The following is a 24,991-nucleotide window of genomic DNA, read 5'->3' as shown; positions in this document are numbered from 1 at the left end:
CCCTCCCCTCAGGCTTTAGATAATGTAATATATGTGGGAGACACATGAAGGGTATGGACAGATATACGGCACTGAGCGCCTATTTCGAACAAGCGGCCTGACATAAAAAAAAGAGCATCCCTCAACAACAGGATGCTCAAATACAAGACAACTAACGATTAAGGAGAACATTCATCATGAACAGATGGTCGGTGGCGGTTATATATTAGATGAAGCAAACGAACGAAATGCGTGTACGTTTGTGCATAGCCGGCATTCGTCCCTATGTTGCGAATCGCTTCTCCTTTGCTCCGCTTAGCTGACTTTCAGCAGCTTGCTGAGCACAACGGCCGCTTGCGTGCGGTTAGCCGGCGCCTTCGGAGCGAAGTTATGGTTGCCGTCGCCTTGCATGACGCCTTCATCGGCCAGCAATGAGGCAGCCTCTTTCGCATACCCGCTAATGGAACCTGCATCCTTGAATTGCGCCAGCGTCTGCACATCCGCAATGCTCACGACATGTAGCACGACATGTAGCACGAAGAAGACCGGCATCTTGCCGGTCTTCTTCGCTTTTCTATCATTAACATAATAGTAAATACCATTGCAAATATATTAATATATTTGTAGTATGAATAGATCAGAACGATAATTCACCATTACTCACATTCAGATTTCCAAGGGGGATAACGATGGCAGACTTGAAGCAAGCCGAGATCACCTATCCGAGCCCGCCGCCCGCGCAGATCGCCAAACCGGTGTTCCTGCCAGGCGAGAAACCGAGCGAGCCGGACAAATTCAGCTTATGGGGATCGCACGATCCAGCCCTCTTCCGCGACCCTGTATCGGGTCTTTATTACACGTACTGCACAGGAGCGACCGCTCGGCGATCGGCCGATTTGATCACCTGGGAGAATATCGGCAAAGTCGTGGAGAAGCCGCCGCAGGAATCGTTGGATTGGGTCGGCGACGAAGGCATATGGGCACCCGACATTATCAAGGTCGGGGACGAATACCGGCTCTACTGCTCGAACTCGACATGGGGCGTGCGGCAATCGAATATATTCCTCGCTGTTGCCGATGGACCCGAAGGACCTTTTATACCGCGAGGCGTCGTGCTGAAGACCAGCCACGATTCGACGGTCAACGCGATCGACGCCAACTTGATCGCAGACGAGACGACAGGCGAACATTACATGGCGTACGGTTCGTTCTGGGGCGGCATGCACATTCTGAAGCTGAACCCGGAGACCGGACTTGCCGCCGAAGAAGGCATCGGCACCTGTATCGCACGCCGGCCGCAATGGGCCGATGGCGCCATCGAAGGACCTTACATCCGCTTTAATCCGGATACGGGGTTTTATTATTTGTTCGTTTCTTACGGATCGCTTAAGAGCGACTACAACATACGCGTCGGACGCAGCACATCGCTGACCGGCCCTTATTACGATCCGAACGGCCGGGATCTGACCGATCCGGAAGACGATCGCAACGAGATCGGCTTCATGATTGCCTGCGGCTACCGCTTCGGCGACGGCCAAGGCTATATGGGCCCTGGGCACAACTCGGTGCTGCGCGACGCCGATAATGAGTGGTATTTGGCCTGCCATATCCGCGAGCATGACTTCCGGACGCCTCAGATCTCCACCATGCATATTTACAAAATGTTCTGGACGCCTGACGGCTGGCCGGTGCTCAATCCGGAGCGCTATGCCGGCGAGAAGACGCAGCCGATTGCCAAGGATTCACTCTCCGGCGACTATGAGCGTATCAAATTGGCCCCTTCCGTTCCGCAAGGAGTGCTCAATTCGGTACCGATGACGTTAGCGGCGGACGGCAAGTTCGAATGCTGCTCCATCATCGGTCAGTGGGAAGCCATTGACGAGACGCGCATTGTCATCCGTTACGGCAATGTTATCGAGACGTTGCAACTCACGCCGGCATGGGATTGGCAGCGCGGCGAACCGACACTTGCTATGACGGGCAAGGACCAGTTCGGCGTCGCCGTCTGGGCGAAGAAGCTTAATAGCTAGGAGCCGATAGCACCATGGACTGTCTGACGTAAAGCGGACAGCCCAGCGATCCGGTAACGCAAACGAAGCTGCCCATAATACGGCAGCTTCGATTTTTTGGAACCAACCTAGATCCAGGTCTTAATTGTTTTGTTCACCATCTTCACCTGGTTCCGTTGCGCCCATTCCTTTAAATCCGCGATCCCATTGTCTTCATCCTCGGAGAAACGGAACACCATGTCGACCGGTGTGAGTTTTCGCCCCTGCGGCAGAATGCCGATGACAGGCTTGAAATACCCTTCTGTCAAGATGACCTTGATGTCTTCCGCTCTCATGGTACGCGAGTTAATGCAAAGCGAATCAGGATAGAGCTGCAAACCCGTAGCCCTCTTGGAAGCCTGGTACAGGTAAGCAAGGATCATGACCATACATAGAAGCACGCCAATGACTAACGTCGCAAAAACAAACATACCCCAGAAATCAGACATGTCGTCCATCATGATCGACATATTGAACAGTAAGATCGCAATCGTAAACAACCTCAGGACTATCATTGGAACGTGAGAACGACGCTTAATCGCATGGTTGATGACCTCCAAAGCCTCCCCTCCTTATTCTATTCCAGAATTATCCTTTTCCTGTATAACGAAGCATACGGGAAGAAGGTTCCAGCTTGAACGATAGAATAAGGGAAGACCTCACGGCCACCTCCTTCCTATTCTGGTGAATCAGTCGTGGCTGCTTTGAACCTTGTACTTAGCCGATTTTGCCCAAAAACCGTGATCATACCGCCTAATAACTGAAACGAAGTAATCGTTTCACCCAATACGAGATACGCAAGAACGATCGCAAGCACAGGTTCTCCGATAATGCCGACCGAGACGGTCGTCGCCCCTAATGATTTTAATAACAGGTTGAAAATATATTGGCCGAATATCGTCGGGATAATGCCAACATCAGCTGGGGGTGGCAGTATGAGATTGCCATTAAGACGGTGCAGTTGTGGTTAATTCTTATCTCTAATCTATCCTTATCTTCAGAAGAGTCGGCCAAACACAACAGACGCCAACAAGAGCGACTGCAAGTGATGCTCAGCTTCATCCGTCAGCATTATTCGGACACGATCACGTTGAAAGAAATTGCAGACGCCGCGCATTTGAGCGTTTCGGAGTGCACGCGCAGTTTCAAGAAAAGCATCCATATGACCCCCTACCTCTACCTGGTTAAATACCGCATGACGAGGAGTTGCGAGTTGTTGGAAGCTACAGAATATACGATAACGGAAATTACCCAGCGTGTCGGGTTCAATCTTGTGAATCATTATATCCAATCATTCATAAAACATGGCGGCATGACGCCTAAGGAATACCGTCATCTAAGAAATGCGCGGACTACATCCTGAGAGGGATGCCAGCCCGCTCCTTCTATTGCGGTACAACGGAATTGGTTCTCACGCTTTCTCTCATTCAATGCTAGACAGTACAATCATTATACAAGTTGCTTTTCAGCTGCCAGCATCAGTCCAACTATTTTTCGTGTCGTATTTACGTTCCTGATGGTCATTTGCCGATACAATTTCGTACCGACCAACTTTGACAGGCTGCCTTTGTTCACGTTAACCTTGTCAATCGCCCATAGTATTGCGCCTGGCGCGTACTTCACCGTTTCGATCTCCGGTTTGAAGGTCAACTTCTCGAGAATGGTTTCGTCGTCGATCTCTTCCCATAAAAAAAGGACGTCGCTTTTCATTTTGTCATCGTTGGTCCAGGAATCCGGGAGTGCAGACAGCACCTTTTTCATATCTTCTAAACTCAGCACCAGCACCTTGATCTGCAGTCCGAAGGTGCCCAGAATAGCTTCTTCGAGAATACGCGCTATTTCCTTCTTGGTTTGGTCGGCGGTTGTAAATACGATATTGCCCGAATTGATATAAGTAATGACGTTGTTCATACCCGCTTGTTCGAATGCTGTTTTAAGCAGTTTCATATCCACTTTGTTATTACCGCCGACATTGATCCCGCGCAGCAGAGCAGTATAGACCATAATTACCTCCTGGATTGTGTGCCTTTATTGTACCGTTCACTCGTGGAACGCCTCTTAACGGGGAGAACAGATCACTCAACTTTCTTCGGTCAGCTCCGGCGCCTCGAATACTTGACGTAATTCAATCTGGCCTTCCCCGTTTCCTTGCGGATCCGGCATCCGCCTGGCCCACTCGATGGCTTCTTCCCTCGACTGCACGTCAATCAGAATGAATCCGGCAATCAATTCTTGCGAATCCGCAAACGGACCCTCCGTCACTACCGGCTTTCCCCCGGGTTCCGGATATGAAAAACGAATCCCGTTCGCGCTTGGATGAAGCCCTTTGGCCGCAACCCGCACGCCTGCCTTTACCAGTTCCTCATTGTAATTCGACATGGCTTCCCTGAGCTCAGAGCTCGGGAGCTTTCCGGCTTCGGAATTTTGAGAGGCTTTGACAATTATCATAAATAGCATAACGCTTCCTCCTTCTTATGGTTTAATCTCCGCTTAGCTCCAATGCTTTTCCATCGCTTCATCACATCGGGAGAAACCATTAATGGAATAAAAATTCACGCTCTCGCTGCTTGGCCAAAGCAAGAGAAACTCGACCTCGTTTTCTCTCGACCAATTCTCCATTGCATGATGAATGCGGGATCCGATCCCCTGATTCCTAAAAGCAGGACGCGTATACACATTGGTGACATAACCGTAGTAAGGATCCGGGGATTTACCTGGCCGGGGGACTTTATGGATGAGTTGCAGATACATGTGCGCGACAATTTCATTATCGACTTCCGCAACCCAAATATACCAATCCCTGCCTTCAAGCGACTTAACCAGAAACTCGCTGCAAATTCGGTGAAACTCCTCAAAGCTAGCCTCGCTTTCTCCATTATCCTCCATAGAAAAGTCCCAGCGCATCTGCACAAGTTGATTGACATCGTCTAAGGTAGCCAAGCGTATACTTGTCATTCTCGTCCCCCCCCTCTGCGATTTCCTGTCCGTCCAGTTCCATCATCAATTTGTGTATTTGGTATATAATACCACGAACTGAAACTCGTTTGCCTTTCGTACAACAGAAATAACCGATCTACTTGATCGGCTGTCTCCATTCCGAAATGAATAATATCGGTTGAATAATTCTATTTGGCATAGCTATACAGATGAATTTTGTTCTCTTGCAAATAAATAAACAGTAGATCAAATATATTGTCACTATCTCGGTAAAGGTACAAGTTCTCGGCATAAGCGTCGATTTCAACTAATACTTCCGATAGATCATCACCATGGGTGACCGCAACGTTCGTTACTTGATATAAGGACAGTTGATTTACATTTTCTTTTAGATGCATAGGAGTAACTCCTTTTGAATCCAATAGCCTTTTTATACCAGTCATTATTTCGAAGTCCTTGGTTGCGCGAATACGATTCAGAGCTTGAATCGTTTCTTCAAGATAAAATCCAGTTGAGTTTTCTAAGAAGCCAACAATTCCATTCATTTGAAGTTCAATATCAAAATCCAGTAACAGTAAGATGTCTTGTAGTACAACGGGAAGTTGGACAAAAGTCTCTCTATCGCGTAGCTTAACTAGCTCATTCTTATGCATGTTCATCGCAATATGTTCTACTATAGCTTCTGATGATAAAGTACTCAGATCATCCTTTGGTAATAAACCTCGAACTAGTTCCCCGATATTTTCCATTATACGCCTCACCTATGCAAGTTAGCCTAACCCAAATCTTCCAAAAACATGGTATTCCACTAACCTATCGTCCTCTAAATGTAAATAAATCCATTATACCGCAGAAGAAGCAGAATCGCGGAGGTCCGTTTCTTTCTTATCACATTTTTTCACCAATCCCGCCAACATTTTTTATAGAATTCTGTAGGAAATGCATTATGATAGAACGAACAGCTGGCGAGATGAGTTGAGGGGAGTGGTACCATGTTCGGCATTATGAACTTTGAAGTCTTTGTATTCACAGCGTTATTGCTCAATTTAACGCCCGGCACGGATACCATGTATATCGTGAGCAGAAGCATCTCTCAAGGCCGTAAGGCCGGGATGTATTCCGCCCTCGGTATTTCGGCCGGCGTCGTGGTCCATACGTTACTGGCGGCGTTCGGATTATCCGTCGTATTGATGCAATCCGCGCTATTGTTCAATGTGATCAAAATTGCCGGCGCCATCTACTTAGCCTATTTAGGCATCAGGATGTTGCTAACGAAGAGCACCGTTCAAGAACAGCGAACGTTGGCAAAGCAAAGCAACCGGAAGATCTTCCTGCAAGGGATGATCACCAACGTCACGAACCCGAAAGTCGCGTTGTTCTTCCTGGCTTTCCTTCCGCAATTCATTCATACGGAGGCAGGCGCAGGGAACCCGCTGCCATTCATCATCCTAGGACTAACCTTCACCTTGACGGGCGGCATCTGGTGTCTAATCACGGCCTACTTCTCTTCCATGGCAACGACAAAATTACGAGGCAACGCTAAATTGTCCACGATGCTCAACCGATTAACCGGCATCGTCTTCATCGCGATGAGCATCAAATTGCTAAGAACGAAAGCCGCATAACGCATGCACTTCTCAGGAGGCCTTCTATCGCAGAGGGCTTCTTCTTCATTGACAACGAACGATAGCGTTCATGAACAGGCTTTGCACATAAAAAAAAAAGGAATTCCGCCCAACAGACGGAATTCCTTTCTTCTTGCAACAACATTGCGCCTCGCTTATGCCTGGTTGAAGGCGCGAATCCCGAGCGCGACCGCGCCGCTTAGGCCCGCTTGCGTGCCCAGGCCCGGCTCGACGATATAGCTGTCGATGTTCTTCACGATCTCCGCCGCATTCACGTAGCCATTGAGGTTCTTCTGTACGCCCGCACGGATGAGCGGGAACAACTGCGGCTGTTGCATCACGCCGCCGCCCAGGATGATCTTCTGCGGCGACAGCATCAGGATTGCGCTGGACAAAGCCTGCGCAATATAGAACGCTTCGATCTCCCACGCTTGGTGATCGACCGGCAGCTCGTGGCCTTTGACCTTCCAGCGCGCTTCGAGCGCCGGACCTGCGGCCATGCCTTCGAGGCAATCGCCGTGGTACGGGCAGACGCCGGCAAAATCATCCTCCGGATGACGTCTCGTCAGCACATGGCCGCCTTCCGGATGCATCAAGCCATGCACGAGTTTGCCTTCGGCATAGACGCCGACGCCAACGCCGGTGCCGATCGTGTAGTAGAGGCAGCTGTCGAGTCCTTTGGCCGCGCCCCAAGTCGCTTCGCCCACCGCCGCTGCGTTCACGTCGGTATCCCAGCCGTATGGCACGTCAAAATGCCGCTTCAGCGCGCCGAGAAAATCGAACCCGCTCCAACCCGGCTTCGGCGTGGTCGTTACGAACCCATAGGTCGGGCTGTTCGGGTTAATATCGATCGGACCGAAGGAACCGACCCCGATCGCGCCGAAGGACTTGTCCTTGAAATAGTCGATCACCTGCGCCAGCGTACGCTCAGGGGCTTCGGTCGGGAAGCTCGTCCGATCCTCAATCTCGCCAAGTTCATTGCCAATCCCGCAGACAAACTTCGTGCCGCCCGCTTCAATCGCGCCAATACGCATCGTTCGTTTCCTCCTCGATTCACTTTCACTTTTGCCTGAGCGAAAACGAATCAGACTGCCAGCGGCAGCCTGATCCCATTCTTGCCCTTAAACCGACAAGTCTATTTTACTTCTTCCCGCCAATCTCATAAATAGCGAATGACGACACAATTGCATTCGGCTCCGCGCCGAATACCGTTAGCCCCTTCGATTCAGGGTCTGGGAAGATCAGTTCGGTCATGACTGCAAGCCCATCCTCCGCGAACACCTCGACCGAGGAACGGTCGACATAGATGCGCAGCCGCAGACGTCCGTCCGTATTGGCGAGCTTCACCCCGTGCTTGCCGGCAAAATCCTTGTGGAAATCGCTTCGGCCCGAACGCGAACGGTCAACGTACAGCTCCTCCGCGCCGGCATGGTAGCCGATGATCGTCTCCTCGTCTGCTGAGGTCCTGACTTTAAGGCCCACGGCCTCCAAGTTCGCGCCAATCGGCAGCTCCACTTCAATCTCATAGCTGTCCAGCTCAAGTCCGGCCAGCTTGGCCTGCAGTTCGCCGAAAGCCACGTTCTTAAGCGCCACAAGCGGCGTTCTCGCATTCTCCAGCTCGCGGGCAGGTAGCGAAATGAGCGTCGCCGCGCCATCGCGCTCCGTAAGCGTCAGCTCTCTGGCAATCGTCATTGCGCTGCGCCAGCCCTCGGTAGGCGTCTGGTTCGCGTACCGCCAGTTGCTCATCCAGCCGACGTAGATTCGGCGTCCATCTTCGGCAGGAACATCCGACCAGCTGACGCCGGCATAGTTGTCGCGACCATAGTCGATCCAGCGGATCTCGCGAGACGCCTCATCGGGAACGAATGTCTTGCCGTCGAACGCGCCGGTAAAATATTGCGTTCTGGACCCTTCCGCGAATGCCGGGTCATCGCCGATGCTGACGAACATGACCCACTTGACGTTCGCCGGGTCGCCGTCCACCGCGAGCGGGAACAGATCCGGACACTCCCATACGCCGTCATGCGAGCCGATCCCCTCACCGAATTCGCTGGCGAAGGCCCAATCCTTCAGATTCGGCGACGTATAGAAACTGACCGTCTGGCCGGTCGCCAGGATCATGACCCACTGCGCCGTCTGCGGATGCCAGAATACTTTGGGATCGCGGAAGTCGACGTAACTGTCATGGCCGAGCACCGGATTGCCCTCGTATTTGATCCACGTACGGCCCTCATCCTTGCTGTAGGCGAGACTTTGACGCTGCCTTTGTCTAGCCGGATCCGCGCCCGGTTGCTGGTCATGATGCGTGAAGATCGCGACCAGGCCTGATTTACCGCCGAAGAATCCGGTCGTATCGTGCCAATCCACCACCGCGCTGCCGGAGAAGATCATCCCGTGTTCGTCAGGAGCGAGCGCGATCGGCAGATGCTCCCAGCTTGCCAGATCCGTCGTGACCGCATGGCCCCAATGCATCGGCCCCCACGTCGTGCCTTGCGGGTGATGCTGATAGAACAGATGATACTCCCCTTTATAATAGACTAGCCCGTTCGGGTCGTTCATCCAATTCGTCTCCGGCGTGAAATGATATTCCGGGCGGTATTGCTCATTCGTGATAACCGTCATGAAAACTCTCTCCTTTAGCGCTGCCTCTGTGCAAGAAGCTTCATCATAGCGTCGTGTTTGTCATTATTGACTCGCGTTGCGGTCATAGCCAGCTTGCTTGATGGACAGCCAATCCTGCAGGCCCAAGCGATCCAGCTCCTTCAGGTAGCCGTCCCATTCTTCCTCGACCTTCCCGTTCTGCATCCACTCGGTGCGCATGCGCAGCACGTATGGCATCAGGTCCGTCTCGATCGCGGAGAGCCGATCCAGTTCCTCCAGCGAGAAGAATACCTTCGGATAGATATTCTCGGCTTTCATGTCCGGTACGTACGTTTTCTTCAGAATATCCATGCGCCATGCCGCATCGTCCGGTTTCGTCGTCACTTTGCCATAATAGGAATCGAGGATGGCGAGCGGTCCGCCGACACTCGTCTTGCCGCGCAGCTCGCCCGGAGCAGCTCCATCCAACGGGAGGTGCTTCAGCATTTGGGCTGCCTCGTCGAATTCGAAAATATTTTGCTGCGATTCATCGCCATACGTCCCCCAATTGTTCTGCACCGACTGGAGCGGCTCGTACATGTGGTCCAGCCACTTCGCGGTCTCCTCCAGATGCTCGTTCGCATTCGTCACGACAAGGCGTCCGCGATCGAAGCCCATCCCGTTCGATCGGGTTACGTTCTTCGTGCCGTCAGGCCCGGCCAGCGCCGGCATCGGCTCGAAGTTGCTGTCCATACCCGTCACATTCGCTTTATCCCACGTGAAATATAGCCCATAAACATCTTCTTTGCCCTTCGCAATAAATGTATTCCAGTCCTGCGTAACATACTCGTTATCGATCAAATTTTCCTGATACAGCTCATGCAAATACTTGACGCCTTCCTTGTAGCCCGCTTCGCTTGCCGCGAAGCTCACCTTGCCGTCATCGCTTACGAGCGTCAGATCCCAGTTGATCCCTGCGCCGAACGAACCGAACAGGAAGCCGAGGTCCTCGTTGCCGCCGTTCGTATTAATGAAGGAGAGCGGAATTTCGTCCGCCACGCCGTTGCCGTTCGGATCCTTCGTCTTGAAGGCGATGAGCACCTGCTTCAGTTCTTCCGTCGACGTCGGCATCGCAAGTCCGAGTTTATCCAGCCACCCCTTGTTGATCCACGGAATGTTGTTCACCGCATGAATGCTCTCCTTGCCTGCGCCAAGCTCCTCGATCCATGGGAGCGAGTAGATGTGGCCGTCCGGTGCCGTCATCATGGCTCGATACTGCGGCGCCTGCTCGAGCACCTTCTGCAAGTTCGGCATCTTCGTAATCAGATCGTCGAGCGAGATGATCGTGCCGTCTTTGGCCAGCTTCAAGATGTCGTAATCGCCAAGGCCCGCATCGAAGATCGCGTCAGGCAGATCGCCGGTCGCAAGCGCCAAGTTGCGTTTCTCCACGAAGACGTCATTCGTATAATTCGTCCACTCGATGTGAATGCCCGTCTTCTCTTCGAGCCGCTTGAAGATCAGCTTCTCGTTCGGGTCGGCCGGCGCGAGCACATTGCTCTGCGTCATAATACGGAGCGTCGTCTTGCCGGAATCGGAAGTATCGGATGATGAGTTTGAGCCTGAATTGTTGCTGCTGCAGCCTGTCACTGCCAGCAATGCGGATAGTGCGATCCATGCGGTTGTCTTTGTGTGTGTCAACCTAAACCCTCCTCATTGTCTGTAGCTTATCTATGTCAGCCGCCCCTACTTGAGGGAACCGACCAGGACACCTTTCTCGAAATACTTCTGGAAGAACGGATACATGACGAGCAGCGGCAAGCTCGAGATGACGATCGAAGCGTACTTGATAATCTCGGACAACCGCTTAAGCTCGGCAGCCTGCGCACGATCCGCGATCATCTCCGGGCTGATCTGGTTCTGGATGAGAATCGAGCGCAGCACCAGCTGAAGCGGATACAGCTTCTGATTCTCCAGGTAGATCATCGCATCGAAGAACGAATTCCATTGGCCGACGAAGGCGTACAGCGCCAGGACGAACATGATCGGTTTGGATAGCGGGATAATAATATCGAAGAAAATGCGGGCCTCGGACGCGCCATCGACCTTCGCCGCTTCGCTCAGCTCCTTGGGGACACCTTTGAAGAAGGTCCGCGCCAGGATGACGTTCCATACGCTGACCGCCCCCGGGAGGATGACCGCCCAGACGGTATCCAGCATACCAAGCTGCTTGACGACGAGGAACGTAGGGATGAGGCCACCGCCGAAGAACATCGTAATGATGAGGACCGTCATGAAAAACTTGCTCCCGACGAACCCTTCCACCGATAACGGAAAACCGGCGAATACGGATAGGGCTACGGTCAGAATGGCGAATGCCGCCGAGTAAAAAAGCGCATTCAGAAAGCCGCGCAGCATCGCGTCATTCGATAGGATAAGCTTGTAGCCTTCAATGCTGTAATCGGACAGGCTCAGCGAGAACCCTTTGTTCAGCAGCGCCGTCGGCTCCATGAATGAAGCGACCGCCACATACAGCAGCGGAACGACTACGATGAACACCGCAAGCGCCAGCAGCACGTAGTTGATGAACAGAATAAACCGGTCGAGACGAGTATGCTTGAAACTCATCGTACCTCTCCTTTCTTCTAATAAAGGCCTTCCCCTTCGTTTAATTTCTTCACGACGAAATTGACCACGACCAGCATAATCACGTTGATGACCGAGTTGAACAGGCCAATCGCCGCGGAATACGAGTAATCGCCGGACTTAAGCCCCACCTTGTACACGTACGTCGGCAAGATCTCGGAGGTCGGCAAGTTGAGCGCCGTCTGCATCAGGAACGCTTTCTCGAAGCCGATCGACATGATGCCGCCTGCCGCCAGGATGAACACGATCGCCATGACCGGCTTGATCGTCGGCAGATCGATGTGGCGAATCCGCTGCAGCAAGTTGGCGCCATCGATCGTGGCCGCATTATGCAGCTCGGGATCGACGCCGGCCAGCGCCGCGACGTAGATAATGGACGACCACCCCGCCGCCTGCCAAATACCCGATAAGATGTAGACCGAGCGGAAGTACGCCGGATCCGACATGAAGTTGATCGGGTGCCCGGTGAAATACTCGATCAGCTTGTTGATCGGACCGACCGGAGAGAGGAAGATGAAGATCATGCCGACAACCACCACGACCGAGATAAAATTCGGCGCATAGAGCGCTAGCTGTATATTCTTCTTCGCGCCTGCCCTGCGCAGCTGGTTCAGCATGAGCGCCAGGATGATCGGCACCGGGAAGCCGAGAATAAGTCCGTACAGGCTCAGCTTCAGCGTGTTCATGAAGATCAGCTCGAAGTTCGGGGCCGTGAGGAACTTCTCGAAGTATTTGAAACCGACCCACTCGCTGCCCATGATCCCCTTGTTGTAGCTGAAATCCTTGAAGGCGATGATCACCCCGTACATCGGCACGTATTTGAAGATCACCGTCAGGATAAAGGCCGGAGCGATCAGCCAGTACAGAAATTGGTTCTTCCTTATGTAGTCCAGATTGCGCCGCATTCTAGTCTGCCGCTTCGGCATAGCGTACGATTGTTCCAACTTATGACCCCCCATCTGTTTGGATAGAAACCAAGTAAACATATGCACATGTTGCAAGGGCTTACATTTGGTTGTTTCCGCCTCTTGCTTTTACAATTTAACAGACACACGCAAATCGCGTCAACAACTTTTGTAAAATTTTTATCATCCATTTGAACATTTCGTATAGTCATTTATAACTCTATTTAGTTGTCATTTGCACAATTCATTTATTGATCTCGACTCTTTTTCGTGAATAAAGCCAATATTAGGACATCAAGAGACGTTATCCATTCACCTAGTAGCCATGAAAATGTAAATAACTACAGGGTTTTTGTAAAAATAAGTCCCCCCCATCTGTCCCCTAAGACAATTTGTACATTTGTAAAAATGAGTTTGACATATTCACAATGCTAGTATACATTTACCGTAACAATGCAAATTGGTAGATCAGGGAGAAACTTAGCCATGACAAGAGATAAAGTGACGATCCAGGACATTGCCGACGCGCTCGGGATCTCCAGGAATACCGCTTCGAAGGCGCTTAACGGCAACGAAAGCATTCCCGCCGAGACGCGGAATAAAGTAATCAAGAAGGCCGCCGAACTGAAATATAAGCAGTTCGCCTTCGTCGATACGGAGGGCATGATCGCCCGAACGACGGGGAACATCGCGCTGTTCACGTCGAATATGCCGAACAGCTCGCATTTTGGCTCCTTGCTGCTCAGCGGGCTCGAGAAGAAGATCAGCTCCGACGGCTTCAATCTATCGATCCACTTCGTCCGCGAACCGGAGATCTCGCAGCTGCTGCTGCCGAATAACTTCGAGCCGAGCAAGGTGGACGGCATTATCTGCATCGAGATGTTCAATAAGGCGTACAGCGATCTGATCGGCAGCCTCGGCATTCCCGCCATCTTCATCGACGCCTCGGCTCGAATCGACTTCTCCGAGCTGCAAGCGGACGTCATCCTGATGGAGAATGACCATAGCACGCATTCGGTCGTGAAGCGTCTGATCCGTAACGGGCATAAGCGAATAGGGTTTGCGGGCGATTATAATCATTGCTTAAGCTTCTACGAGCGTTGGGCCGGTTATAACCGAGCCCTGCTCGAGGCGGGACTGCCGGCAGATCCGGCAAGCTGCATCGTCGGCGAGGATCGATTCTTCAATGACGGTTCCACTTGGATCGACGACCAACTCGAAGCGATGGAGCAGTTGCCTTCCGCATTCGTGTGCGCGAACGACTTTATCGCGGTTGCCGTCATGCGCACGCTGAAGGGACGCAATATCCGCGTGCCGGACGAGGTGGCTGTCGTCGGCTTCGATAACTCGCCGGAGTCGCGAATCATCGAACCTCCGCTTACGACCGTCCATATTCCGAATAGCGACATGGGTATTATTACGGCAGAACTGCTGCTATCGCGCATCAAGAATCCGTCCAAGCCCTACCAAGTCGCGCATGTGCAGACGGAGCCGATCTACCGCGAGTCGACCGGAACGCTGGGCGAATAACGAAAACAAAAAGGGGTTGTACCTGCCATCATCTCATCTTGCGGATGACGGCGGGTACAACCCCTTCGCTTATTAATTACGCCTTGCCATGGTCCATGAAGATCGAAATCACGACGACGACAGCACTGATCCCGTTGGCGATATCATTGACCGTATCGTCCGGAATTGTAATTCCCGCGCTATCGAGCAGCAGCTTGGCCGCGCCGAGCACGCCGAGGATAAAGCCGGGTTGCTTCAATTTAGCAAGCACGAGCATCACCTCTTTTCCGCTGGAGATACTTCTAGTCTATGAAGCTCTGCAAGCGGAAGATTGGATGAATGCTAGAATACGAGCGCCCAATTGCGATTCCTACCTATTATGCCTTCGCGGTCGCGCCGCCTGAAGCATTGGCCGAAGCCGGAGCTTGCGAACGCGTCATCCATCGACGGCTCCGCCAGCGGAAGAACGACAGTAATCCGCGCAGATACTCGTCGGCGATCATACAGCCGTAGATGCCGATCAGTCCCCAGCCGAGCGAGATGCCGGCCACATACGAGGCGCCGGCCGCGATCAGCCACATCGATCCAATCGAGATATACTTGGTGAACCGGGTTTCGCCGACGGCGTTGAGCGCATTGCCGAGCGCCATATTGATCATTTTGCCCGGTTGGAGCAGCAGATTCATCCCGAGCAGGGAGACGCCGATCGTAATGATTTCCTTATCCTCGGTGAACAGGCCGAGCAGCCAGCCGCCCACGAGGAAGATGACGAGCGCGTTAACCGTCACCACGACAAGACCGATGTACATCGCGCGGTACGTCGCTTGGTAGGCCTCCCTCGTCCGGGAAGCGCCGAAGAGATGCGCGACCTGAATTTGCAGCGCGAGCGCGAACGAATAGCCGAGCATGAAGCAGAACGATTCAAGCGTGTTCATATAGGTACGGGCCGCAAGTTCGGCCGCGCCGAGCATCGCGATGAACATATAGATTAGCAGCTGCGTGAACACCCAGCAGGACATATTAACGCCGAGCGGCCAGCCGATCTTAAGCACTTCCTGGAACAATTTCCGATCGAATCTTAAAAATTCCGGCAGCGTGATGCGGCGGCTGAATGCCGGCAGGAACATCATGATCAGCACAACGGTCGCGATGACTCGGCTCGCGAGCGTCGAGACAGCCACGCCCTTCAGCTCCCATACCGGGAATCCGAACGCGCCGTAGATGAAGCCGTAGTTCATGATGACATGAATAATATTAACGCCGATGATGACGTACATCGGGCCTCTTGTATTGCCGGTATTGCGGATTGCCGTGCTCAGCGCAGCCATTACCGCCGTCAGCACCATCCCCGCGCCCGCAATCGAAATATACGTATCGGCCAGCGGCATCAGATCCTCCGGCATATTAAGCAGCTTCGCGATCGTCTGCGGCCAGAAGAACAGCACCGCGCTGATCACAAGTCCGATGGCGCCGCTGACCGAGACGGACATAATCCCGATCGTACGCGCATCCTCCTCCTTCTTGGCGCCGATGCGCTGGGCGATTAGGATCCCGGCCCCGCTTGCTACCGTAATGAATAATGTCATAAGCGCGTTGAACAGCTGATTCGAATACCCGACGACCGCCACGGCATCATCCGAAATCTCGCTGACCATGAGCGTGTCGACCGTGCCGAGCAGCGTCTGCAAGAACACCTCGATAAAAATCGGCCACGCCAGCGCCCACAATGTAAATTTACGATCTAACCCCTTCACCATTCCAACCTCCAGCCTATCCATGCTGCCATTACGCATGCACACATGAACGATCTACTCTGTACACATTATAAGTGTTATACTGAAGGCCGTGTATCAGGATTAGAACGGAAACTATTACGATTCCAACTTCATCGTGAAGGGATTGACAATGATAGCGTGACCAATATCATATCATTCACCGCCCCGCCGCTGCCGCATTATATCCATGGCGGACTTAGCGCGTTCGCGCCAGGCGACCGCCATCTTAGCCGCCATAACATCGGCGTGTTCGACCTCCTTGTCGTCCGGCAAGGAACGATGTATGTCGGCGAGGATGACCGTCAATACGAGGTAACCGCAGGCAGCGCGCTCCTCTTGCGACCTGACGCCTACCATTACGGCATAGAGGACTGCCGTGAGCGGACCGAGCACTTCTGGATTCATTTTCAGACGACCGGTGACTGGCACTATGGCGATGACAGTCTTCAAGCGAGCAAGAGCATGCTACCGGAAGAGGGGGTGCCAAGACAAATTCAAGCGTTCTCGGCACGGAAGTACGAGCTGCATCTGCCCCAATTCACCATGCTCTCACAGCCGGGCAAAATGTACGAAACGATCGACCGCCTCATCGCGCTCGGCGAAACCGACTACTGGAGCAGCTCGCGTTGGCAGATCGACATCCACTTTCAACAAGTGCTGCAGCTGTTGGCCGCTTCGATCAAGAAGCAGGCAAGCTCGCCGCGAGCGGCTTGCGCGGAGCAGGCGGCCGCCTATCTGCGCCGCCATTACCGCGAAGACGTGAAGCTGCAGCAGCTCGGCGAGGAGCTGCGCTTCCATCCGATCTATATCGCCCGCTGCATGCAGGCGGAGTTCGGCTGCCCGCCGATCGAGTATTTGCTCCGGTATCGGGTCGAGCAGGCGAAGCTGCTGCTCTTGCGCACCGATTTCACCATCGCCCGGATTGCCGAAGAGGTCGGCTTCCATCAAGCCGCTTATTTCACCGCGCGGTTCACGCGTTACGAGGGCATCTCGCCGCGGCAGTACCGGCAGCGCTTCCTAGGCGGATAATCGATTCGGCCGCATGTTGGCCGCCAGATCGTTGCCCGGCGACACATCGAAGAGGGCTGTCCGCTCGGCCCCGCCTAAGCTTAAGACAACCCTCACTATTCCTCGCAACGTCAGTGTGGCCGACCCTCGTGCTTGAGCTGCCTTCTCAAGAAATGCAGCATGCCGATATTGACCCAATAGGCAGCAATATAGACCGGGAACGAGTAGACAAGCCGCCACCCTTTATAATGATAAACGCCTACCCAGTCCGATATCCACTCCAGTCCTGTTGTTATGAGGGCGCAGACCACCAAGTAAGTCAGCAGCTTCATACCCCGCAAGCTCCATCGGTCATAGAGATAGATCACCACGTAAGCCGCTGGGGGATAACAGAACAGATACAGAATGACGTCGAACCATTCATAGTTGGGCCAATCATTCGCATCGTACAGATCAAGCGGCGGCGTGGCGATCGTGAAATCGACCAATACCCCGAGAAAATAATTGAACAGGAACACGTACCAGATGACGATAGCCGGAAACCGCCTCTTCAGCGTGAACATGACCGCTATCGACAAGATCGATACCGCGATAATGAACACTTCATTGCGGTCGAATGCGTGAGGGGGATATAGAATCACTTCGCACCACCCGATCTGCCCAGCGCGTATGTCCGGAAGAACGTAAGAAACAGGTCGTTCAGCGGAATGAATAGAATGAACTGAACGAAGTTATAGATCCCCTTCCACCCTGTATAGTGGACGAACCCCATACTCTTGAAGAAGAACATAACGAGCGATATAGACGCCGCACCTGCAAGGTAAATCAGCACGCGGTTCGTCCAGTTCACCCCGACTGCGGTGAAGGTTGAACACCAGGTCATCATGATAGGAAACAGCAGAGCCTGGTTCATACGCAGTGCCACCATCTCCCAAGGCTCAGCGGAGAGATCCTTCAGGTTCAAGTTGTAATCGAGCATATAAGAGAGCTGCTGCAGCATAAGCGAACCGAACATGATGCTCGCCGCCAGCTCCACCGGTCCAAGGCGCTTAATCATAGCGCGCCAGGAGAGAATAACAAGTACCAGCACGATGAGCAACAAGACAAGACAGATCACCAGCATAAACATCGCTGTCACCTTTTTCCTAAGCGTAAGCCGTTTTCCATTTAGTATGGGTGCCTGAAGCAGACTTCATTCATTTCTATCCCCAATAACGAAGAGGCCTCCCATAATGGGGGCCTCTGTTTTGATTGTCTATGAAGCCGAGCAGCTGCCCGGCAGCTTATCCGGCTTGTCTTTAGTAGAACGAGCGTCCTTCGCGAATGCGTGAAGAGAAAGCGAATAACACGTTCTTGAGCGCTTCGCAATCGTTATTCTCCAGCGCCTTCAGAATGCTTCCATTGTGCGGCGTCGCGCTGAAGTGCGGGGCATGCGGCGTCATGCGGTAATTCATAATGCCGAACAGCATCGTCTTGCTCTGATGTTTGTCGAGCGCTTCCAGCATGCTTCTGTTGCGGAGGACGGAGACGAAACAAGTCGTGAATTCCATGCTGTGCTGAATATAAGCGACGTAATCTTCTTGCTCAGTCGCTGCCAACTGACGCGCATAGATCGCGCGAAGCTGATCCAGCTCCTTGAAACCTTCCCGTTCAATGATGGCCGTTGCGTAGAATTGCATCGCTAATATAACTTCGGCCAGCTCGGAAGACTCCTGCCAGGAGATCGACTTGACCAGTACGCCTCGTTTCTTGAGCGATTGGACCACGCCTTCGGACTCGAGGCGCGAGATCGCAAGCCGGACAGGGGTTCTGCTCATGCCAAGCTGCAGCGCCAGCTCATTCTCCGAGAGCATGGTGCCGGGCAGTACTTCGCCAATAATTAGCTGGTTGCGCAAATAATCGTAAGCGGTGTCGATAAGGGTACCGGCTACTTCCATATGTCAATCGCTGTCCTTTCCTTCTCGATATGTCGCTAGTATAGACCGAACGACAAGGGACTGAAAAGTTAAGATCGTGTAAACGAATCTGAAAAAACGTTGAAAAACGGTTTGCAAAAGCTACATAACCCGATGATATCCGTTTAACAAAGTGCAACTAGAATTCTAGACGTATTCCAAGCGGTACACAACATTCATTGGAGGAATTGAATCATGAAAAGAATGGTCAGCCTGCTCTTGCTCGTCATCATGTCCCTCTCGATCCTGTCGGCGTGCAGCTCTGAGGAGTCAGGTGAAATGAAAAAATTCGTCATCGCCTACTTGCCGAGCGAGTCGAGTGACGAATCAGCCAAACTGAACAAAACTTTCGAGGACAAGCTGTCCGAGACGATCGGGCTGCCGGTTGAATCGTATAAAGCGACGAGCTATAATGCCGCGATTGAAGCGATGAAGAACGGCAAAGCCGATATGGCGACATTCGGTCCTTTCTCTTATATTGTGGCGGCTGAACGCGCAGGCGTCGAACCGATCGTAGGAATCAGCCTGCCTTCGCTTGCCAATTCGCCCGCATCGGTCATTATCGTTCCGAAGGATTCTGACATTCAGACGATCGCCGACTTGAAAGGCAAAACGATCGGCTTCGTCGATCCGGTGTCGACGACAGGCCATATGTTCCCGAAATCGATGATCGTCGATGAGCTGGGCATCGACCCGGAAGAACTGGAGACGAACTTCTTCAGCAATATTCAGTTCGCCGGCAAGCATGACACCGCCGTGCTCGGCGTCGTGAAAGGACAGTATGACGCGGCTGGCGTATCGGGCATGTACCCGGCGATGTTGGAAGCCAAAGGTCTGATCGAGAAGGATTCTTACCGCATCATCGCAAGCTCCGGGCCATTGAATGCAACGCCGGTCGGCATTCGCCACACCGTTCCGGACGACATCAAGTCGAAGGTCAAACAGTTCCTCCTCGGTTACGACGATCCGGAATACTTCGAGAATCTGTTCGGTATGGCCGACGCCAAATTCATTGAAGTGCAAGACAGCGATTTCGATAACATCCGCGAAGTAGCCAAGAAGCTGAACCTGACTTCGGAAGAACTGCTTAAATAAACAGTCGCGCAAGAAGGAGGCCAAGACAGATGTACAACCAAACGGCAGTGCCGGTGCATCATAGGCAAAAGAAAGCTAAACGACTGATGTCGCTGGCGCTGCTGGCAGCAGCGCTGGCCTTCTCCATCATCTATGTGAAATTTGATCTCATGGAATTCCTCAGCGGAATTCCGCTGTTCATCCGCTTCATCTTCGCTGATTTCCTGCCGCCAAATATGACGAACATGAACAGCTACGTCCGACCCGTGCTGGATACGCTCATCTTCGCGGTCGTCGGCACGTTCATCTCCTCGGCGATCGGCCTCGTGATTGCGTTCCTGATGGCGCGCAATACGTCGCCCCATCCGGTCGTCCGCCTCGTCTTGCGCGGCATCGTTTCCTTCGTGCGCAATGTGCCCTTCCTCGTATGGGCCTCGCTCTTGGTCGTCATCTTCGGCGTGGGCGCCATGCCGGGACTGTTCGCGCTGCTCGTGTTCGGCATCTGCTTCCTGGCCCGGGTCTATGCGGAATCGATCGAGGAACTGGACAAGGAAGCGACCGAAGCGCTCACGGCGAGCGGAGCAAGCTACGGCCAGCTCATCCGGCATGCCATTATTCCGCAGTTCATGCCTGGTTATTACTCTTGGACGCTGTTTATGTTCGAGATTAATATCCGCGCTTCGGCTATTCTGGGCCTTGTAGGCGCAGGTGGTATCGGCAGCAACCTGAAGCAGGCGATGGACCTGTTCCAATACGGAAGAGCGTCCATGATTATCGTCATCCTGATCGTGCTCATTCTGGCCGTTGAATTCCTAACTCAGAAGATAAGGGAGCGTATTCTATAATGCAGCAGGGAACGCCGTTACAGCAGTACGCGCCGTCGCAATCCGGGAGACGCGCCGGCCGCTCGGGCAAGAAAATCAAGATCGCGCACCGCAAGACGCAGCTGCAGACAAGGCTGTTCTTCACGGCCGCAGCCGTGCTCTTCCTGGTCTGCATCAGCTTTCTCGATCTAAGCTGGAAGCAATTCCATCAGGGTATCAGCAGCATGCCGGACATCGCGAGCAAACTCATGACCATTTCGTTCGAACCGTTCGTTCAGCTGGTCGATGGCATGCTGACTTCCCTCATTATCGCCTTTCTCACCGTCGTCTTGAGCGTCGTCATCTCGATTCTGCTGTCCTTCCTGATCGCCGAGAATATTACGCCGGTCAAATGGCTCGGCAGGCTGCTGCGTTATGTGCTGCTGATCATCCGCACGATTCCGACGACGATCTGGGTACTGCTCGCCGTCGCCAGCATGGGATTCGGTTCCATGGCCGGCGTGCTCGGCCTGCTGTTCCCGACTTCCTCGTACTTGATCAAGGCGTTCGCCGCCCAGATCGAGGAATCCTCGGACGATACGATCGAAGCCATGCGGTCGGTCGGCGCCTCCTGGCTGCAGATTGTCTTCAAGGGACTGCTGCCGGGGCTGATCCTCCCCTTCTTAGCGATCATCTCCTTCCGCTTCGAGATGGAAGTGGCCGAGACGGTTATGCTCGGGATGGTCGGAGCAGGCGGTATAGGCGTCCTGCTGCAAGACTACATTTCGTATTATGAGTTCGCCGATCTGGCCATGGGGATTGTCATCGTGTTCATTACGATCTTCGCCGTTGAATTAATATCGAATCGCGTCCGCAGCAAGCTGGCCAGACGATGATGGAGGGACAACCATGACAACGATATTGAACATACAAGGCTTGACCAAAGCTTATAGCGGCGGCACGCTCGCGCTCACCGGGATCGATCTGACCGTCGAATCCGGGGAATTCATCGCCGTCATCGGTCCGAGCGGCGCCGGCAAATCGACGCTGCTGCGCAGCATCAATCGATTGGTAGAGCCGACGGACGGCACGATTACCTTCCTCGGCGAAGTGATGAGCAGCAAAAACAAAGGCAGCCTTCGCCGACTGCGCAGCCAGATCGGGATGATTTTCCAACATTATAATCTGGTGAACCGCTCGAGCGTGCTGGAGAACGTATTGCACGGCCGCCTTGGTTACATGAGCCCGCTTGCCGGCGTCTTCAGCAGATACAGCGAAGCGGACAAGCAAGCCGCCATCGACCTTCTCGTTAAGGTCGGTCTAGCGAATGAAGTGTACAAACGTGCGGATGAACTGTCCGGCGGACAGAAGCAGCGCGTCGGCATCAGCCGCGCACTGATGCAGCAGCCGAAGCTGATTCTCGCGGATGAGCCGATCGCTTCGCTCGACCCGAAGTCGTCCGCGGTCGTCATGGACACGATCTACGAGAACTGCCGCCTGCAGGGTATCGCCTGCCTGGTCAACCTCCATCAGGTCGAAGTTGCCAAGAAATACGCGACCCGCATCATCGGCATTAAAGCCGGAACGAAAGTATTCGACGGCACGGCCGACCAGCTGACCGACGAGATGATCTTCAACATCTATGAAGGCAAGGAACATGAGATGCACGCCAATCAGGCCGGTGCATAACAAACCTAATTAGGAGCTGATTATAATGACAGAATTGCAACTGCATCCACGTTACGCCACTTATCCATCCGAGCGGGTGATCCCGCTGCAAGGCAGCCGCAATTTCCGCGATATGGGCGGTTATCCCGCCGCTGATGGTCGCAAGGTGAAGTATGGCATTTTCTTCCGAGCTGACGAGTTGACCGGGCTGACGGAGGAGGATATCGCTTTCCTCGAAACGCTCGGCATCCGCACGATCTTCGATTACCGCAGCGACGACGAAGCCGCCCATAAGCCCGACCCCGTTCTCCGCGGCGCCTTGAATGAGCGCGTAAGTGCCATTCCCGGACTTGCTGCCTACCGTTCGCACGAGGACGCGCTGGACGCAAGCTTCATCGAGCAATTCACGGAAGATATGTTGGCCAACATGTACGGCACGCTCCCGATCCGCAACGCTTCCTATAAGCGTCTGATGGAATTGGTGGCCGATACTTCCAAGCTTGGGCTCGTCCATCACTGCGCAGCAGGCAAGGACCGCACCGGCGTCGGCGCCGCGCTCATCTTGAGCCTTCTCGGCGTGCCGCGGGCGGTCATCGTGGAGGACTATCTGATCACGAATCGGACGATGGCTCATATGACAGAGGGCATGATGGCGCAGCTGGCGGGTAAGCTGACCGAGGCGCAGCTGGCCATCGTCACGCAAATGATGGGGGCCAGCGAGGCATTCATTCAGTCCGCATTCACGGCGATCGAGGGCGAGTATGGCAGCATGGAAGCTTACTTCGAAGCGGAATTCGGTCTAACGGCAGAAAAGATTGAGCAGATTCGCAGCTATTGCTTGGAGTAGAAGTTAGCCCACCCACCTTTCATTCCCAATTTCATACAAATAAAACAAGAGCGCTACCGATTAGATAGCGCTCTTCTTCATGTTCGGATCCAGCTGTTTGGCATAGCAATGCCGCAGCTTGTCGCCATACATCGGGCGAGTGAATTGCAGTGTAAGACCCTCAGCCTCCAGATTGCGGACGCTTGCAACGTTGTCCGGATGGACCGTCGCATATAGATAGTGGCAGCCCCGCTCTCTGGCACGCTGCTCCCGCAGCTCATGGAAGCGCCGTTGAAGTCCAAGCCCGCGGGCGGATTCATGGACGATCGTAGCGTCTAGTACTGCCACGTCATCTAATTCGTGCTCGAGTACACCGAATTCCGGACCCAGATTGCCGGCGCACTTGCCGGGATACGCCAATACCGAGTAGGCCACTAACGCGCCATCCCGGTAGGCGCCGAAGATCTCGCCTCTCTCCTCGACATGCGCAAGGAGGTAGGCTTCATCATCCATCGCGAACAGCGCCTGCGACGGCAGCCGCGCAATAACCTCCTCCATAAGGGCCAGCACGAAAGGAACATCAACCGCACCCAGTCGGCGTATGTGCAGCTCCTCCACCCTTTTCACCCGATCCCGCCGTTGCTTCTCGATCATCACGAACACCTACTCTAGCACAAGATACCCTGATTCTATCATGTTGCCGGCGTCAGATCATGTCTTGATTAATGCGCGGGAATCCACCCGACGATCTCGAGCAGGGTCAGCACCACTTCGATGACGATGAGGATGACGACGATCCATTCGACGAACAAGCCCCGGATGGAATAGCTGATATTCGAGAATCCTTCCAGAATATGATACAGAATATCGGTCTTGCTCTTCAGAATCGTATACCGGTCATTCAACTCGAAGAACTTCAGCATCTCGTCATAGAAGTGGCTGGCCGAGTTGTGCGTCCACGTTAATTCGGGCTTGTCCAGGATCATGATGTACGCCAGCGTGTTGTATTCATGGCGCACGATCTTCGCCGTCGTACTGGCCAGCTCCTTGTTGCCCACGCGCAGCTTGCCCCGCTCCAACCGGTCGATCATCAGCTCCAAGTTGTCCTGGATCTCGCCCAGCTGGTCTTCGATCTTCTCGAGCGCTACCGATTTGGCCAGCACGGTCGCGATCAATTCAGGGAAGAAAAACTCGAATGCCGGTACCACGACATGCTCATCGGTCAGCTCCATGCTCTCGATCTCTTCAATATGAAGCTTATAGTCGTCCGTGTATTGGAATGCCTGCTTCGTATGGATGCCCGGCTCGAAGGACTGAATGAATCGCAGGAAGGCATGAATCTCGTCCATATTCGAATGGTTGACGAAGACGACGCTGCCGAAGGAAAAGATGAGCACCTGCTGGAGGCTGTCGACTGGGCGGTGATAAATCTTTTTGAGCTGGTTGCTCTTCATCATTAACGGCTGCTCCCACGTGTACTTCTTGCGAATGCCCGCGTGGATGGCAATCTTGTTCAGATCGATCTCATTGGCGACCGCCAGCGCCTTGAAGGTAATATCGTCCATGGTTCACCACTTATCTGTCGTAGTCTTTAAGGTATACTACCAATGGTTAACAGAAAGGGAGGGCTTTAACCTCCCCGGCTGGACAGGAACG

28 protein-coding genes and 1 pseudogene are annotated in these 24,991 nt (G+C 53.3%); 10 read left to right on the top strand and 19 right to left on the bottom strand.

What is annotated here, in order from left to right:
- Positions 1-294 precede the first annotated feature (294 nt).
- Positions 295-531 (bottom strand): S-layer homology domain-containing protein, encoded by a 237-nt coding sequence (locus tag FHS18_RS29715; RefSeq protein ID WP_183604036.1) that lies wholly within the window; start codon positions 529-531, stop codon positions 295-297.
- Between the two features lie 137 nt (positions 532-668).
- Between FHS18_RS29715 and FHS18_RS29710 the strand changes: the two genes are divergently transcribed.
- Complete coding sequence (locus FHS18_RS29710; RefSeq protein ID WP_183604035.1) at positions 669-2,009, top strand: arabinan endo-1,5-alpha-L-arabinosidase; 1,341 nt, start codon at positions 669-671, stop codon at positions 2,007-2,009.
- Positions 2,010-2,116: 107 nt separating this feature from the next.
- On the opposite strand, the gene FHS18_RS29705 is transcribed toward FHS18_RS29710, so the two are convergent.
- Positions 2,117-2,587 carry a hypothetical protein gene (locus FHS18_RS29705; RefSeq protein WP_183604034.1) on the bottom strand — a complete coding sequence of 157 codons (471 nt, stop codon included), beginning with the start codon at positions 2,585-2,587 and terminating at the stop codon, positions 2,117-2,119.
- 116 nt (positions 2,588-2,703) lie between these two features.
- Positions 2,704-2,901 (bottom strand): EamA family transporter, encoded by a 198-nt coding sequence (locus FHS18_RS29700; RefSeq protein WP_246427998.1) that lies wholly within the window; start codon positions 2,899-2,901, stop codon positions 2,704-2,706.
- A 45-nt stretch (positions 2,902-2,946) separates the two neighbouring features.
- On the opposite strand from FHS18_RS29700, the pseudogene FHS18_RS29695 reads away from it, so the two are divergent.
- Positions 2,947-3,390 (top strand): annotated as a pseudogene (locus FHS18_RS29695) (helix-turn-helix transcriptional regulator); the annotation flags it as partial.
- Between the two features lie 86 nt (positions 3,391-3,476).
- Here the strand turns inward: FHS18_RS29695 and FHS18_RS29690 are convergent.
- The 4 genes from FHS18_RS29690 to FHS18_RS29675 form a co-directional block, all read right to left on the bottom strand.
- Positions 3,477-4,031 carry a DUF1697 domain-containing protein gene (locus FHS18_RS29690; RefSeq protein WP_183604033.1) on the bottom strand — a complete coding sequence of 185 codons (555 nt, stop codon included), beginning with the start codon at positions 4,029-4,031 and terminating at the stop codon, positions 3,477-3,479.
- Between the two features lie 75 nt (positions 4,032-4,106).
- Entirely contained in the window at positions 4,107-4,484 is a 378-nt protein-coding gene (locus tag FHS18_RS29685) for a YciI family protein (RefSeq protein ID WP_183604032.1), read from the bottom strand.
- Between the two features lie 33 nt (positions 4,485-4,517).
- Positions 4,518-4,982 carry a GNAT family N-acetyltransferase gene (locus FHS18_RS29680; RefSeq protein WP_183604031.1) on the bottom strand — a complete coding sequence of 155 codons (465 nt, stop codon included), beginning with the start codon at positions 4,980-4,982 and terminating at the stop codon, positions 4,518-4,520.
- Positions 4,983-5,152: 170 nt separating this feature from the next.
- Positions 5,153-5,713, bottom strand: coding sequence for a DMP19 family protein (locus FHS18_RS29675; RefSeq protein WP_183604030.1), 561 nt, complete (start codon positions 5,711-5,713; stop codon positions 5,153-5,155).
- A 243-nt stretch (positions 5,714-5,956) separates the two neighbouring features.
- On the opposite strand from FHS18_RS29675, the gene FHS18_RS29670 reads away from it, so the two are divergent.
- Entirely contained in the window at positions 5,957-6,589 is a 633-nt protein-coding gene (locus tag FHS18_RS29670) for a LysE family translocator (RefSeq protein WP_183604029.1), read from the top strand.
- A gap of 155 nt (positions 6,590-6,744) precedes the next feature.
- Here FHS18_RS29670 and FHS18_RS29665 read toward each other — a convergent pair whose 3' ends face one another.
- The 5 genes from FHS18_RS29665 to FHS18_RS29645 all read right to left on the bottom strand — a co-directional run bounded on the left by FHS18_RS29665 (position 6,745) and on the right by FHS18_RS29645 (position 12,717).
- Positions 6,745-7,623 (bottom strand): ROK family protein, encoded by an 879-nt coding sequence (locus FHS18_RS29665; RefSeq protein ID WP_183604028.1) that lies wholly within the window; start codon positions 7,621-7,623, stop codon positions 6,745-6,747.
- 106 nt (positions 7,624-7,729) lie between these two features.
- Entirely contained in the window at positions 7,730-9,211 is a 1,482-nt protein-coding gene (locus FHS18_RS29660; RefSeq protein ID WP_183604027.1) for a glycoside hydrolase family 32 protein, read from the bottom strand.
- Positions 9,212-9,274: 63 nt separating this feature from the next.
- Entirely contained in the window at positions 9,275-10,867 is a 1,593-nt protein-coding gene (locus FHS18_RS29655) for an ABC transporter substrate-binding protein (protein WP_183604026.1), read from the bottom strand.
- A 45-nt stretch (positions 10,868-10,912) separates the two neighbouring features.
- Positions 10,913-11,794 carry a carbohydrate ABC transporter permease gene (locus FHS18_RS29650; protein ID WP_183604025.1) on the bottom strand — a complete coding sequence of 294 codons (882 nt, stop codon included), beginning with the start codon at positions 11,792-11,794 and terminating at the stop codon, positions 10,913-10,915.
- A 17-nt stretch (positions 11,795-11,811) separates the two neighbouring features.
- Positions 11,812-12,717 (bottom strand): ABC transporter permease, encoded by a 906-nt coding sequence (locus FHS18_RS29645; RefSeq protein WP_183604067.1) that lies wholly within the window; start codon positions 12,715-12,717, stop codon positions 11,812-11,814.
- Between the two features lie 486 nt (positions 12,718-13,203).
- Here FHS18_RS29645 and FHS18_RS29640 point away from each other — a divergent pair, with 486 nt between their 5' ends.
- The gene (locus FHS18_RS29640) at positions 13,204-14,247 is read left to right on the top strand and encodes a LacI family DNA-binding transcriptional regulator (protein ID WP_183604024.1); all 1,044 of its coding nucleotides are present in this window, start codon (positions 13,204-13,206) and stop codon (positions 14,245-14,247) included.
- A gap of 76 nt (positions 14,248-14,323) precedes the next feature.
- Here FHS18_RS29640 and FHS18_RS29635 read toward each other — a convergent pair whose 3' ends face one another.
- Both FHS18_RS29635 and FHS18_RS29630 read right to left on the bottom strand, forming a co-directional pair.
- Entirely contained in the window at positions 14,324-14,497 is a 174-nt protein-coding gene (locus FHS18_RS29635) for a hypothetical protein (protein ID WP_183604023.1), read from the bottom strand.
- Between the two features lie 106 nt (positions 14,498-14,603).
- On the bottom strand, positions 14,604-15,983 hold the full coding sequence (locus FHS18_RS29630) for an MATE family efflux transporter (protein ID WP_183604022.1): 1,380 nt from the start codon (positions 15,981-15,983) through the stop codon (positions 14,604-14,606).
- A gap of 156 nt (positions 15,984-16,139) precedes the next feature.
- On the opposite strand from FHS18_RS29630, the gene FHS18_RS29625 reads away from it, so the two are divergent.
- Positions 16,140-17,030, top strand: coding sequence for a helix-turn-helix domain-containing protein (locus tag FHS18_RS29625; protein ID WP_343060734.1), 891 nt, complete (start codon positions 16,140-16,142; stop codon positions 17,028-17,030).
- A gap of 110 nt (positions 17,031-17,140) precedes the next feature.
- Here FHS18_RS29625 and FHS18_RS29620 read toward each other — a convergent pair whose 3' ends face one another.
- The 3 genes from FHS18_RS29620 to FHS18_RS29610 form a co-directional block, all read right to left on the bottom strand.
- The gene (locus FHS18_RS29620; protein ID WP_183604020.1) at positions 17,141-17,650 is read right to left on the bottom strand and encodes a hypothetical protein; all 510 of its coding nucleotides are present in this window, start codon (positions 17,648-17,650) and stop codon (positions 17,141-17,143) included.
- On the bottom strand, positions 17,647-18,138 hold the full coding sequence (locus FHS18_RS29615; protein ID WP_183604019.1) for a hypothetical protein: 492 nt from the start codon (positions 18,136-18,138) through the stop codon (positions 17,647-17,649). Before FHS18_RS29615 ends, FHS18_RS29620 begins: the two co-directional genes overlap by 4 nt.
- Before the next feature lie 169 nt (positions 18,139-18,307).
- Positions 18,308-18,946 (bottom strand): GntR family transcriptional regulator, encoded by a 639-nt coding sequence (locus tag FHS18_RS29610; protein ID WP_183604018.1) that lies wholly within the window; start codon positions 18,944-18,946, stop codon positions 18,308-18,310.
- A gap of 213 nt (positions 18,947-19,159) precedes the next feature.
- Here FHS18_RS29610 and FHS18_RS29605 point away from each other — a divergent pair, with 213 nt between their 5' ends.
- Genes FHS18_RS29605 through FHS18_RS29585 form a run of 5 tightly spaced genes read left to right on the top strand, consistent with a single transcriptional unit; the run spans position 19,160 to position 23,356 of the window.
- Positions 19,160-20,059 (top strand): phosphate/phosphite/phosphonate ABC transporter substrate-binding protein, encoded by a 900-nt coding sequence (locus FHS18_RS29605; protein ID WP_183604017.1) that lies wholly within the window; start codon positions 19,160-19,162, stop codon positions 20,057-20,059.
- Positions 20,060-20,088: 29 nt separating this feature from the next.
- The gene (gene phnE, locus FHS18_RS29600; RefSeq protein ID WP_183604016.1) at positions 20,089-20,883 is read left to right on the top strand and encodes a phosphonate ABC transporter, permease protein PhnE; all 795 of its coding nucleotides are present in this window, start codon (positions 20,089-20,091) and stop codon (positions 20,881-20,883) included.
- A complete protein-coding gene (locus FHS18_RS29595; protein WP_183604015.1) occupies positions 20,883-21,737 on the top strand; it encodes a PhnE/PtxC family ABC transporter permease in 855 nt (284 codons plus the stop codon). Before phnE ends, FHS18_RS29595 begins: the two co-directional genes overlap by 1 nt.
- A 13-nt stretch (positions 21,738-21,750) precedes the next feature.
- Entirely contained in the window at positions 21,751-22,530 is a 780-nt protein-coding gene (gene phnC / locus FHS18_RS29590; RefSeq protein WP_183604014.1) for a phosphonate ABC transporter ATP-binding protein, read from the top strand.
- 25 nt (positions 22,531-22,555) lie between these two features.
- Entirely contained in the window at positions 22,556-23,356 is an 801-nt protein-coding gene (locus FHS18_RS29585) for a tyrosine-protein phosphatase (RefSeq protein ID WP_183604013.1), read from the top strand.
- Between the two features lie 60 nt (positions 23,357-23,416).
- Here FHS18_RS29585 and FHS18_RS29580 read toward each other — a convergent pair whose 3' ends face one another.
- Together FHS18_RS29580 and FHS18_RS29575 are read right to left on the bottom strand one after the other, a co-directional pair.
- Positions 23,417-23,989 (bottom strand): GNAT family N-acetyltransferase, encoded by a 573-nt coding sequence (locus FHS18_RS29580; protein ID WP_183604012.1) that lies wholly within the window; start codon positions 23,987-23,989, stop codon positions 23,417-23,419.
- 68 nt (positions 23,990-24,057) lie between these two features.
- A complete protein-coding gene (locus tag FHS18_RS29575; protein WP_183604011.1) occupies positions 24,058-24,900 on the bottom strand; it encodes an RMD1 family protein in 843 nt (280 codons plus the stop codon).
- Between the last annotated feature and the right edge of the window lie 91 nt (positions 24,901-24,991).

This window comes from Paenibacillus phyllosphaerae, assembly GCF_014192105.1.
Classification (GTDB): Bacteria; Bacillota; Bacilli; order Paenibacillales; family Paenibacillaceae; genus Paenibacillus_Z; species Paenibacillus_Z phyllosphaerae.
The sequence above is the reverse complement of the archived record's forward strand: the minus strand, read 5'-3'. Positions and strand labels throughout refer to the sequence as shown.

Coding starts and splice junctions, on each gene's coding strand:
- FHS18_RS29585 (WP_183604013.1), top strand. CDS start 22,556: ATGACAGAATTGCAACTGCATCCACGTTACGCCACTTATCCATCCGAG.
- FHS18_RS29595 (WP_183604015.1), top strand. CDS start 20,883: ATGCAGCAGGGAACGCCGTTACAGCAGTACGCGCCGTCGCAATCCGGG.
- FHS18_RS29640 (WP_183604024.1), top strand. CDS start 13,204: ATGACAAGAGATAAAGTGACGATCCAGGACATTGCCGACGCGCTCGGG.
- FHS18_RS29675 (WP_183604030.1), bottom strand. CDS start 5,713: ATGGAAAATATCGGGGAACTAGTTCGAGGTTTATTACCAAAGGATGAT.
- FHS18_RS29685 (WP_183604032.1), bottom strand. CDS start 4,484: ATGCTATTTATGATAATTGTCAAAGCCTCTCAAAATTCCGAAGCCGGA.
- FHS18_RS29605 (WP_183604017.1), top strand. CDS start 19,160: ATGAAAAGAATGGTCAGCCTGCTCTTGCTCGTCATCATGTCCCTCTCG.
- FHS18_RS29715 (WP_183604036.1), bottom strand. CDS start 531: ATGCCGGTCTTCTTCGTGCTACATGTCGTGCTACATGTCGTGAGCATT.
- phnE (WP_183604016.1), top strand. CDS start 20,089: ATGTACAACCAAACGGCAGTGCCGGTGCATCATAGGCAAAAGAAAGCT.
- FHS18_RS29680 (WP_183604031.1), bottom strand. CDS start 4,982: ATGACAAGTATACGCTTGGCTACCTTAGACGATGTCAATCAACTTGTG.
- FHS18_RS29670 (WP_183604029.1), top strand. CDS start 5,957: ATGTTCGGCATTATGAACTTTGAAGTCTTTGTATTCACAGCGTTATTG.
- FHS18_RS29630 (WP_183604022.1), bottom strand. CDS start 15,983: ATGGTGAAGGGGTTAGATCGTAAATTTACATTGTGGGCGCTGGCGTGG.
- FHS18_RS29650 (WP_183604025.1), bottom strand. CDS start 11,794: ATGAGTTTCAAGCATACTCGTCTCGACCGGTTTATTCTGTTCATCAAC.
- FHS18_RS29660 (WP_183604027.1), bottom strand. CDS start 9,211: ATGACGGTTATCACGAATGAGCAATACCGCCCGGAATATCATTTCACG.
- phnC (WP_183604014.1), top strand. CDS start 21,751: ATGACAACGATATTGAACATACAAGGCTTGACCAAAGCTTATAGCGGC.
- FHS18_RS29665 (WP_183604028.1), bottom strand. CDS start 7,623: ATGCGTATTGGCGCGATTGAAGCGGGCGGCACGAAGTTTGTCTGCGGG.
- FHS18_RS29615 (WP_183604019.1), bottom strand. CDS start 18,138: ATGTTTATGCTGGTGATCTGTCTTGTCTTGTTGCTCATCGTGCTGGTA.
- FHS18_RS29580 (WP_183604012.1), bottom strand. CDS start 23,989: ATGATCGAGAAGCAACGGCGGGATCGGGTGAAAAGGGTGGAGGAGCTG.
- FHS18_RS29645 (WP_183604067.1), bottom strand. CDS start 12,717: ATGCGGCGCAATCTGGACTACATAAGGAAGAACCAATTTCTGTACTGG.
- FHS18_RS29710 (WP_183604035.1), top strand. CDS start 669: ATGGCAGACTTGAAGCAAGCCGAGATCACCTATCCGAGCCCGCCGCCC.
- FHS18_RS29575 (WP_183604011.1), bottom strand. CDS start 24,900: ATGGACGATATTACCTTCAAGGCGCTGGCGGTCGCCAATGAGATCGAT.
- FHS18_RS29610 (WP_183604018.1), bottom strand. CDS start 18,946: ATGGAAGTAGCCGGTACCCTTATCGACACCGCTTACGATTATTTGCGC.
- FHS18_RS29690 (WP_183604033.1), bottom strand. CDS start 4,031: ATGGTCTATACTGCTCTGCTGCGCGGGATCAATGTCGGCGGTAATAAC.